Origin of the sequence: Flavobacterium sp. (genome assembly GCF_046317795.1) — a bacterium.
In the GTDB taxonomy this organism is placed as follows: domain Bacteria; phylum Bacteroidota; class Bacteroidia; order Flavobacteriales; family Flavobacteriaceae; genus Flavobacterium.
Genome location: NZ_JBKCVI010000020.1, coordinates 1 through 10,798 on the forward strand (window position 1 = coordinate 1; position 10,798 = coordinate 10,798).

The following is a 10,798-nucleotide window of genomic DNA, read 5'->3' on the forward strand; positions in this document are numbered from 1 at the left end:
ATAAAGGCGAATATGTCGCACTCATGGGACCATCAGGTTCTGGAAAATCTACCTTGATGAACCTTTTGGGTTGTTTAGACACGCCAACTTCTGGAAGCTACATATTGAACGGAAAAGACGTGAGTCAAATGCATGACGATGATTTAGCCGAAATAAGAAACAAAGAAATTGGTTTTGTTTTTCAAACTTTCAACTTGTTACCGCGAACAACTGCCTTAGATAATGTGGCGTTACCCATGATTTACGCTGGTTATTCAAAAACCGATCGAAATAAACGCGCAACAGAAGTGTTGACCCAAGTAAACCTCGCCGATAGAATGGACCACCAACCCAATCAACTTTCGGGTGGACAACGTCAGCGTGTAGCCATTGCCAGAGCTTTGGTTAACAAACCTTCAATTATTTTAGCCGATGAACCTACAGGAAATCTAGACAGTAAAACATCCGAAGAAATTATGAACTTATTCAATGATATTCACAATAACGGAAATACCGTAATTTTGGTAACTCACGAGGAAGACATTGCCAAATATGCACATCGAATTATTCGTTTGCGAGATGGACTGATTGAAAGTGACACTGAAAATGTAAACCATTTATAATTGTCACACCGAGCACAGTCGAAGTGGAGGAGCGAATCGTTCGGGCATTTCAGTAGACCTTATTCCTGCTGTCCGCTATACTAGCCTGCCTGCCGTCAGGCATAGTGCCACTTCCATCAGGGCTAGTTAATCAGCCATTTGTATTTTTGATACCTTTGTACAAATTCTGAAATCAAAAATCGTTAATCTTCAATCTAAAATTCAAAATGAAAGTATATACCAAAACCGGCGATACAGGAACAACTGCACTTTTTGGCGGTACACGAGTACCAAAACACCATATCCGAATAGAAAGTTACGGTACCGTTGACGAACTCAATTCCCACATTGGGCTAATTCGTGATCAAGACATCAATGTTTTATATAAAAATGTGTTGGTTGAAGTACAAGACCGACTGTTCACCGTTGGCGCTATACTGGCAACACCACCCGAAAAAGAAATCCTGAAAAACGGACAAAAACGACTGCGAAATTTAGGAATTCTTGAAACAGATATCGAGTTTTTAGAAAATGAAATCGACAGCATGGAAGATAGTTTACCACCAATGACACATTTTGTGCTTCCAGGCGGACATACAACAGTGTCATATTGTCATATTGCGCGCTGCGTATGCCGAAGAGCGGAACGTTTAGCGGTACATTTGCATGAATTAGAACCAACCGATGAACTCGTGATTAAATACCTAAACCGACTTTCTGACTATCTTTTTGTACTGGCACGAAAGTTGTCCCACGATTTGAACGCAGATGAAGTGAAATGGATTCCGAGGAAATAGTATTCAGAAAGCAGTCATTTACTGATCACTAAAAACTGACCACTGACCACTAGAATAGGACGTTCTTAAACATATTTAAAAATAAATCAAAAAAAACTTGACTTTTTCAGTATAAAATTTATTTTTGCATAAACTTAAAATCGACAGAAGATGTATTGGACATTAGAATTGGCATCCTATTTAAGTGATGCGCCTTGGCCAGCTACCAAAGATGAACTTATTGACTATGCTATACGAACTGGTGCTCCACTTGAAGTAGTGGAGAATTTGCAATCTATAGAAGACGAAGGTGAAATTTACGAATCGATGGAAGAAATTTGGCCAGATTATCCTACCGACGAAGATTATCTTTGGAATGAGGATGAATATTAAAAAATAAACAACCACAACAGAAAAAAGTCCATTTTGGGCTTTTTTTTTGTTTAAATTTGCATCCCGAAGTTTCGGGATTTTAAAACATATAATAACAACCCAATTATGAGTTTCATAAATAGCATTATCAAAGCTTTTGTAGGCGACAAATCTCAAAAAGATGTCAAAGCTACTCAACCCTATATCACTAAAATAAAAGCTTTAGAACCCATCTTAGCGACGCTTTCGCATGACGAATTGAGAGCCAAAACAGTTGAGTTCAAAGAAAAAATAAAACAAGCCAGAGCCAAGCAAGATGCTGAAATTGAAGCTAAAAAATTGGAAGCTGAAAACACAGCTGATATCGATTTAAGAGAAGACATCTACAACGCTATTGATGCTTTAGAAAAAGAAGCTTATGATATTTCAGAAAAAGTATTGAGCGAAATACTTCCCGATGCTTTTGCCGTAATTAAAGAAACAGCACGTCGTTTTAAAGAAAATACTTCAATAACAGTTAATGCTACGGCAAAAGATAGAGAACTTTCGGCTACAAAAACCTATATCACACTTGATGGTGACAAAGCCATCTGGGCAAACCAATGGAATGCTGCTGGAAAAGAAATCACTTGGGATATGATTCACTACGACGTTCAGTTAATTGGTGGAATCGTATTGCACGAGGGGAAAATTGCCGAAATGCAAACGGGTGAAGGAAAAACATTGGTAGCTACGCTTCCACTTTACTTAAATGCTTTGACTGGTAACGGTGTTCATCTTGTAACCGTGAATGACTATTTGGCAAAACGTGATAGTACTTGGAAAGCCCCACTATTCGAGTTCCACGGGTTGACCGTTGATTGTATTGACAATCATTCGCCAAACTCAGATGCGCGAAGAAAAGCTTATGAAGCGGATATAACTTATGGTACAAACAACGAATTTGGTTTCGATTACTTACGTGATAACATGGCACATTCGCCAGAAGATTTGGTACAAAGAAAACACAACTATGCGATTGTTGATGAGGTCGATTCAGTATTGATTGATGATGCTCGTACGCCGTTGATTATTTCAGGACCCGTTCCGGATGGCGACCGACATGAATTTAACGAATTGAAACCAAAAATCGAAAACCTTTATAACCTACAACGTCAATTGGCCAACGGATTTTTAACCGAAGCCAAACGATTAATCAAAGAAGGCAATACTAAAGATGGTGGTTTCCAACTATTAAGAGCGTATCGTTCGCTACCAAAAAACAAAGCGTTAATCAAGTTTTTGAGTGAAGAAGGCATCAAAGCACTTTTACAAAAAACTGAAAACGAATACATGCAGGACAACAACCGCAAAATGCCAGAAGTGGATGAGGCCATGTATTTCGTAATCGAAGAAAAAAACAATCAGGTGGAATTGACTGATAACGGAATCAAATTCCTTTCCAAAGATACAGACGAAAGTTTCTTCGTTCTTCCTGATATTGGAACTGAAATTGCCAACATCGAAAAACAAAATTTAGAAAAAGACAAAGAGGCGGAAGCTAAGGAAAAATTATTCCAAGATTTCGGAATTAAATCCGAAAGAATACACACACTTACACAGTTATTAAAAGCATACACCCTTTTTGAAAAAGATGTAGAATATGTCATCATGGACAATAAAATTTTGATTGTTGATGAACAAACAGGTCGTATTATGGATGGTCGACGTTATTCTGATGGATTGCATCAAGCGATTGAGGCGAAAGAACAAGTTACTATTGAAGCCGCAACCCAAACTTTTGCTACGATTACCTTGCAGAATTATTTCCGTATGTATAGCAAATTAGCGGGTATGACCGGAACAGCGGTTACAGAAGCTGGCGAATTGTGGCAAATTTATAAATTGGACGTAGTTGAAATTCCTACCAATAAAGGAATGTCAAGAATAGATAAAGAAGATTTAATTTATCGTTCGGTTCGTGAAAAATTCAATGCCGTTATTGAAGATGTAACCCAATTGTCACAAGCTGGAAGACCAGTTTTAATTGGAACAACCTCAGTAGAAATTTCAGAATTATTGAGCCGAATGTTGAAAATACGTGGTGTAAACCATAATGTTTTGAATGCAAAAATGCACAAACAAGAAGCACAAATTGTAGAAGAAGCAGGAAAATCGGGTGTGGTAACTATAGCTACCAACATGGCGGGTCGTGGAACCGATATTAAATTATCTCCCGAAGTAAAAGCGGCTGGTGGTTTAGCAATTATTGGTACAGAACGTCACGACTCTCGTCGTGTTGACCGTCAGTTGCGTGGTCGTGCTGGTCGTCAGGGTGATCCAGGAAGTTCTCAATTTTATGTGTCGTTGGAAGATAACTTGATGCGTTTGTTTGGTTCTGATAGAGTGGCCAAAATCATGGACAGAATGGGATTGAAAGAAGGTGAAGTAATTCAACATTCGATGATGACCAAATCGATTGAACGTGCTCAGAAAAAAGTGGAAGAAAACAATTTTGGTACACGTAAACGCTTGCTTGAATATGATGATGTAATGAATGCACAACGTGAAGTGGTTTACAAACGACGTCGTCACGCTTTGCACGGAGAACGTTTGAAACTGGATATTGCCAACATGATGTATGATACTTGTGAAGTAATCGTTGGTGAGAACAAAGGAAAAAGCGATTTCAAAAATTTTGAATTTGAATTAATTCGTTATTTCTCCATAACTTCTCCTATTTCGGCTAGTGAGTTTGACAAATTATCCGAAATGGAAATTACGGGCAAAGTGTATAAAGCAGCAATGGCTTATTATACTGAAAAAACCGAGAGAAGTGCTCGTGAAGCGTTGCCTATTATTGCTGATGTGTATCAAAAAGAAGGAAACAAATTTGAGCGTATCATTGTACCATTTTCAGATGGAATTAAAACGTTAAATGTGGTTACCGATTTGAAAAAAGCATACGATACAAATGGAGCACAATTGATTGCTGATTTTGAAAAAAATATCACATTGGCTATTGTGGATGAAGCTTGGAAAAAGCATTTGCGCAAAATGGATGAGTTGAAACAATCGGTTCAATTAGCGGTTCACGAACAAAAAGATCCTTTGCTTATTTATAAATTAGAAGCATTCAAATTGTTCAGCGGCATGCTGGATGGTGTCAATAAAGAAGTGATTTCGTTCTTGTTCAAAGGCGATTTGCCGCAACAAAACAACACTATTCAAGAAGCAAGACAAGTTCGTCAAAAACAAAATTACACCGAAACTAAAGACGAAATCGAAAGTAGTGAAAATACGAATCGCCAAGTTGGTCAAGCCGCTTCTCAAAGACCACAAGTCACCGAAACTATTGTAAGAGAAACTCCAAAAATTAACCGTAATGATACCGTGACGATCAAACACGTCATGAGCGGTAAAACCGAAAGCATGAAATTCAAAAAAGCAGAAAGCATGTTGGCTAGTGGAGAATGGGTTTTGGTGCATGACTAAAATAGTGTTCAGCTAATAGAATCAAATGAAAAAAATGCACATTTTAAACTTTAAATATCAAATAGAAAATGGGAAATTACGTCAACAATAATTTAATAAAAGATGAGCATGTTGAACTAGAAACAACGTATCATTGGATTATTTTTTGCAATCTAAGAGCCATTCTCACTTTATTTATTGCACCACTAATTGACAAGTATTCTGATGAATTTGTGATTACTAACCGACGTGTCATTGTTAAAACGGGGTTAATTAGCAGAAAAACATTTGAAATGAACCATTCAAAAATAGAGAGTGTAAATGTTGACCAAGGAATACTAGCAAGAATACTTGGTTATGGCACAATAATAATTGTTGGCTCTGGTGGAACCAGGGAAATATTCCCTAAGATAAAAAACCCATTGGAGTTTAGAAAAAAATTTCAAGAGTTATCTTAAATACGTTTTTATAAAATTATATTAATGAATACAATCCTTAATGATTAAAAATATTGAGGATTTTTTTTATATTTTTACGTTTATAAGTATTTGCAATTGGAAGCTGCGGATGTTTAATAGTTACCAGCAATTGCAAAAAAATCCTGCTTAAAAAACAAAATTTAAAATAGAAAATGAATTCAGAAGAAAACCTAACCGAAAAAACAGAAACGGAAAAAATCAATTTGGATGTTAACTATGCAAGTCTTGGAATAAGAATTTTAGCGTATTTGATAGATGGTGTTTTCATAATTCCATTGGAATTATTTATTGAGTACTTGATTTTTCGAAATATCAATTTTGAGGAAAATAGTATGTGGCGAAATATCTTAAATCTATCAATTTGGACAATTTATTACGGCATAACAGAAAGTTCAAAATACCAAGGAACAATTGGAAAAAAAATATGTGGAATAATGGTAATTGACGTTGAAGGGAATAGATTAACTTTTAAAAAAGCATATCTTCGATTTCTAGCACAATTCATATCAATTATTCCATTAGGGTTTGGAATATGGTCGATTGCAACTGATAAAAAAAAACAAGCTTGGCACGATATGCTTTTGAACTGTTACGTGATTAAAAATCAAAAAGAAATAAAAGAAATAAATGAAATAAAAGAAATTAAACAAATAAAATATTAATGAAGCAACAACTGCCAACAGCAGTTCTAGCAAAATGGATTGTTAGTCATGCCTAACCTTCGGGATAAAGTTTTTTTTTAATTTTGAGTTCAGTATTTATGAAACTTTAGACTTCCTTGGTCAGCAACCTCAAAATTCTAGTAACGTACTACAAGCTTAAAAAAAATCTAAACAGAAAAGTTTTTTTATTTCACAATTATGTACATTTTTAAGTACATTTGTTAAAAATAAAATCTAATGAAAGCTATAACAATTTCAACTTTGAGAAAAGACATGAAAGAATATTTTGACTACGTTACTAAGTCAATGGAAGTCATTATAGTTCCTAGAAATAAAGAAAATGAAGCGGTTGTAATCATGTCTATTCAAGAATATAATTCTTTAAAAGAAACTGAATATTTATTATCGACCAAAAATAATTTGAAAAGACTTCAAGAATCTATAGAACAAATTAGTGAAGGAAAAACAATTTCTTATAATTTGTAATTTCCGATATTTTTATGAATATTGAATTTACAAGTCACGGATGGGAAGATTTTAATTATTGGTTGGAAACTGATGAAGATATTGTTGCTAAAATAAAAGAGTTACTAAAATCAATTTGCCAAGAACCTTTCAAAGGAATTGGAAAACCTGAACCATTAAAGTTTGGTTTAAAAGGTTTCTGGTCACGCAGAATAACTTCAGAACATAGATTAGTTTATTCTATAATTGGCACTAAAGGAGTTGATCAAAAATGTATCATAATTCAATGTAGATTTCATTACGGAGATAAATAAAAGCCAGCACCCATTAGTCGTTTTAAATATTGTTCCTTTTTTACTAATGGAAAACAAAACATATAAAAGTCATAACAATTTACAAGTCGTAATAAGTTATCTATACTGTGTTACTATTCCTAAACAAATGCGTTATTTAAATATACTAAATAATTCGCTTTTTTAATACTTTTTTTGATTTTTTATATCGAACTCACGTTAATTATACTTTACATCAAAACCCAACAGATACTAAAACTTTACAACCACATTTAGAAAACCTTAAAGAAACCTACGGAGAGGAAGTTTTTCAAGAAATGGAAGAGATTACTGCCGATGCAGGTTATGGAAGTGAAGAGAACTATGATTACCTTCAAGAACAAGGCTTAACAGCTTATGTGAAGTACAATACTTTTGATAAAGAACAAGATAAAAATTATCAAAAAAAGCACAAACCCTTTAGCAAAGAAAACCTTCATTACAACCAAGAAGAAGATTATTATGTGTGTCCGATGGGGCAAAAAATGCACAAAACACACCAAAGTACAAAAACAACCGAAGCAGGGTATAGACAACATTTATCACACTACCAGGCTCAAAATTGCGAGGGTTGTCCAATGCGAGGGCAATGTTTTAAAGGAAAAGGAAATCGCAGTATAGAGAGAAACCACAATCTTGAAAGACACAAACAAAAAATCAGAGAGCTCCTTACAAGCGAAATAGGATTACAAAAAAGAAAACAACGCACAGCCGATGTAGAACCTGTATTCGCTCAACTCAAACATAACCATAATTTTAGACGATTTTCTTTAAAAGGAATAGAAAAACCGAGTTAGAGTTCGGATTAATGGCAATTGCACACAATTTAAGAAAGAAAATTGCCGCTTAAAGGCAATTTTATTTTCATTTTAAAATAGTAAACTTTTCATCAAAGTTCAATCAAATAAAAAAACCGCCTCAAATTTTAATATTGAGACGGCTTCTTTTTTATATACTTAGAATGGAAAATTACCCCATCACCTCTTTCACTTTTTTACCATTTTCTGATGGAGACGCTAAACGCGATGATTAGCTATTCCTTAATAAACTTAGCATTCGCCGTTCCTTTATCGGTAATAACTTTTATAAAATACGTTCCTGTTTTTAAGTTCGTGACATCAATACTCGCATTATTTTCCGGATTAGTAACTACTTGCAGCATTTGCCCTAAAATATTGTATATATTCAATTCCTTCACTCCTATTGCAGCTTTGGTTTCAAGATGCAAAACATCTTTCGCAGGATTTGGATAAACTGTGAAATATTTTTCAAAATCAAAATCTTGAGTGCCTAATGCTGTAACTGTCGTTGTAGCAGTATTTGTCAGTATCGGGAAATTATAATCAAAATAAATATTGGCACTATTGGAGAACATATCTCCCAAAACTAAATTTGGTTTGGTTTTAATTTTAAATGCTACATAACCATCATTGTTAGCATCATCAAATGGTAGATTGATGTTTTCAAAGACGAATTCTACTTTGTTTGTGTTGGTTATTCTAGTTATAAAATTATGGCTACTGCTTTGTGGAACCAAAGTAGTAATATCAAACTTAGTCGTATCAATCATATCTTTTATTACAACATTCTGTGCAGCAAATGTTCCTGTGTTTTCAAAACGAATAACATAATGAACGTATTGACCCACCATACTCGGCGTGATAGTAGTTCCTTCTAAGCATGTTTTATCGTTTGGATCATAAGAGTTGACAACCGTTTGGTTCAGATTAAAACTATTGTCGTTTGGCGTTTCATCAGTAGCAATAAGAATTGTTGCATTGTATAATAAAACATCATCACCATTCACAGCAGGAATTTCCATGGGAGAATTGATATTGAAAGTCAAGCTGATTTCTCTCGTTTCAAAAGGAAGTAAATTCGTGTAATTCCAAGTTAAACTATTTACTGCATTTCCATCATTAATTGGATTTGCTGTGACTAAATCCATCACAGCATCATCAAAACTAAAATTTAAAGTACCATTTGCCACTTGATTTCCTTTGTTTTTGTAAATGATTTTATAAAAAGCATCAAAACCCGGACGCGCAGGACCATTTGGAAGAATACTTACTTCTATATCATGAACAATACCATTAGGAGTTATACAAAAATTTTGGGTAAAAGGAGTTGCCGCAGAGGGAAAACTAACAGTAACAGAAGCAGGAGCAACATTAAAATAACTTGGGTTTTCTAAAACGGGTGAAAGAGTATGACTACCTGCTTGAACTGGAATAGAGTAAGAACCATTTTCACCAGAAATTATTGTACCTGAAACAGTACTAGTTATTGTAAATCGCTGATTAGGGATAGTCACATCAGTTGTATCACAGCCATTAGCATTTTCGTCTAAACGGGTATTTCCTAGAACAGTATAAAATGTTCCTCCTGGTGTAAAAGAACAATAGTTTGTAACGTTAACATTGGGTTGATTTGCAAAATAATTCAAATAATAATTCAATTGATAGTCAAAAATGCCATTATCAATACAAACTGCACTTAAATTGGGATTATTTGTAATACTAAAGTTATCTTCTGAACAGAAAAAAGGAGTCTCGCCAACTGGTGGATTTGGATCGTCTAGACAACCTACAAAAAAACCATTTTTTAAATTAATAAATGTTAAGCTTGGATTATTATTTATTTGAAATTCAATTTCTTCGATTGGAACGTTATCATTGAATATTACATTTGATAAGTCTAAAGATGTAAGCTGGGTATTATTGCAATAAAAACTGGTTAAATTAGTTCCATCTGCAAAAAATATTGAAGTAAAATTATTACCTGATATGTCTAACCAACTTGGATCATATTCGTTAATTACAGGTAAAGTAACATTTGATAATTGGTTATTTGCTATGCTTAAACCAATTATATTTGTTTGATTAGAAAAATCTATGGTAGCGAGTTCATTATCTGAAAGTACTATTCTTCTGTCTTCAGCAGTTGAAAGTAAAGGTAAATTTATAGTATTAATTTGATTATTTGAAACAACTAAATCAGATAATAAATTTAAATTACTAATATCTAATATTGTAATTTGATTGTTTTTAGCGGATAATCTTTGTAAATTTAAAAACTCATTTATTCCTTCCAAAGAACTAATATTTGCATTATCCAAATCAAGATCAAATATTTGTAATGCTTCGCTTGTTTGTATTTCTCCATCAGCATTATCATCAAATCCATTATCAATTATCTTCGCCTTAAAATTTGCATCAGGAATAGTTACAATCTGTGCATTTGTTGCTGTAACTAAAAGTATCGCAACTAATAAGAAGTATAATTTGTTCATAAAAATAGATTTTATTCAAATATATATTAAAAATATAATTCGTTTGTAAAAAAAAAAAAACAATAATTTAGTGTGATACAGCAATATACTACTTTAAATAAACTTTAATATCAAAGTAAGTAAACATTACAGTAACTAAGCACCTAGTTAACTATAGTAATCTATAAATCAAAAAAAACGAATTATAGGTACTATTTTATACAAAACCCCGATTTACTCGGATTTGCAATCCTTGCCCACAAAATAAAATCATCCAAAACCAATAATCTGAGATTTATAAGCTAAATCGTCATTTAACCATAACAAAAAAGCTCCAAAATATTTTGGAGCTTTTTTATATACTTAGAATGGAAAATTACCCCATCACCTCTTTCACTTTTTTACCA

Annotated in this window: 10 protein-coding genes; 9 read left to right on the top strand and 1 reads right to left on the bottom strand. The window is 33.7% G+C overall.

Features of this window, described 5'->3' with window-relative positions; genetic code table 11:
* The 9 genes from ACK5ON_RS01155 to ACK5ON_RS01195 form a co-directional block, all read left to right on the top strand.
* Positions 1 to 602, top strand: a 602-nt coding sequence (locus ACK5ON_RS01155; RefSeq protein WP_409819115.1) for an ABC transporter ATP-binding protein, incomplete at its 5' end; no start/stop codon positions are given.
* A gap of 206 nt (positions 603 to 808) precedes the next feature.
* Positions 809 to 1,378 (top strand): cob(I)yrinic acid a,c-diamide adenosyltransferase, encoded by a 570-nt coding sequence (locus tag ACK5ON_RS01160; protein WP_409819117.1) that lies wholly within the window; start codon positions 809 to 811, stop codon positions 1,376 to 1,378.
* Positions 1,379 to 1,528: 150 nt separating this feature from the next.
* On the top strand, positions 1,529 to 1,750 hold the full coding sequence (locus ACK5ON_RS01165; protein WP_002986941.1) for a DUF2795 domain-containing protein: 222 nt from the start codon (positions 1,529 to 1,531) through the stop codon (positions 1,748 to 1,750).
* A 105-nt stretch (positions 1,751 to 1,855) separates the two neighbouring features.
* Positions 1,856 to 5,203: a preprotein translocase subunit SecA gene (secA, locus tag ACK5ON_RS01170; protein WP_409819120.1), complete on the top strand. Its 3,348-nt coding sequence runs from the start codon at positions 1,856 to 1,858 to the stop codon at positions 5,201 to 5,203.
* A 68-nt stretch (positions 5,204 to 5,271) separates the two neighbouring features.
* Positions 5,272 to 5,640 (top strand): PH domain-containing protein, encoded by a 369-nt coding sequence (locus ACK5ON_RS01175; protein ID WP_396175014.1) that lies wholly within the window; start codon positions 5,272 to 5,274, stop codon positions 5,638 to 5,640.
* 173 nt (positions 5,641 to 5,813) lie between these two features.
* Positions 5,814 to 6,323: an RDD family protein gene (locus tag ACK5ON_RS01180; RefSeq protein ID WP_409819123.1), complete on the top strand. Its 510-nt coding sequence runs from the start codon at positions 5,814 to 5,816 to the stop codon at positions 6,321 to 6,323.
* 237 nt (positions 6,324 to 6,560) lie between these two features.
* Complete coding sequence (locus ACK5ON_RS01185) at positions 6,561 to 6,809, top strand: type II toxin-antitoxin system Phd/YefM family antitoxin (protein ID WP_409819126.1); 249 nt, start codon at positions 6,561 to 6,563, stop codon at positions 6,807 to 6,809.
* Positions 6,810 to 6,823: 14 nt separating this feature from the next.
* Positions 6,824 to 7,102, top strand: a complete 279-nt coding sequence (locus ACK5ON_RS01190; protein ID WP_409819128.1) for a Txe/YoeB family addiction module toxin — start codon at positions 6,824 to 6,826, stop codon at positions 7,100 to 7,102.
* A gap of 152 nt (positions 7,103 to 7,254) precedes the next feature.
* Positions 7,255 to 7,917 (top strand): transposase, encoded by a 663-nt coding sequence (locus ACK5ON_RS01195; RefSeq protein WP_409819133.1) that lies wholly within the window; start codon positions 7,255 to 7,257, stop codon positions 7,915 to 7,917.
* Between the two features lie 236 nt (positions 7,918 to 8,153).
* On the opposite strand, the gene ACK5ON_RS01200 is transcribed toward ACK5ON_RS01195, so the two are convergent.
* Entirely contained in the window at positions 8,154 to 10,412 is a 2,259-nt protein-coding gene (locus ACK5ON_RS01200; protein WP_409819131.1) for a T9SS type A sorting domain-containing protein, read from the bottom strand.
* Positions 10,413 to 10,798: the final 386 nt, after the last annotated feature.

Bases quoted from the DNA above. Each gene is read 5' to 3' on its own strand.
- ACK5ON_RS01165 (WP_002986941.1), top strand. From the start codon at position 1,529: ATGTATTGGACATTAGAATTGGCATCCTATTTAAGTGATGCGCCTTGG.
- ACK5ON_RS01175 (WP_396175014.1), top strand. From the start codon at position 5,272: ATGGGAAATTACGTCAACAATAATTTAATAAAAGATGAGCATGTTGAA.
- ACK5ON_RS01185 (WP_409819126.1), top strand. From the start codon at position 6,561: ATGAAAGCTATAACAATTTCAACTTTGAGAAAAGACATGAAAGAATAT.
- ACK5ON_RS01180 (WP_409819123.1), top strand. From the start codon at position 5,814: ATGAATTCAGAAGAAAACCTAACCGAAAAAACAGAAACGGAAAAAATC.
- ACK5ON_RS01200 (WP_409819131.1), bottom strand. From the start codon at position 10,412: ATGAACAAATTATACTTCTTATTAGTTGCGATACTTTTAGTTACAGCA.
- ACK5ON_RS01190 (WP_409819128.1), top strand. From the start codon at position 6,824: ATGAATATTGAATTTACAAGTCACGGATGGGAAGATTTTAATTATTGG.
- secA (WP_409819120.1), top strand. From the start codon at position 1,856: ATGAGTTTCATAAATAGCATTATCAAAGCTTTTGTAGGCGACAAATCT.
- ACK5ON_RS01160 (WP_409819117.1), top strand. From the start codon at position 809: ATGAAAGTATATACCAAAACCGGCGATACAGGAACAACTGCACTTTTT.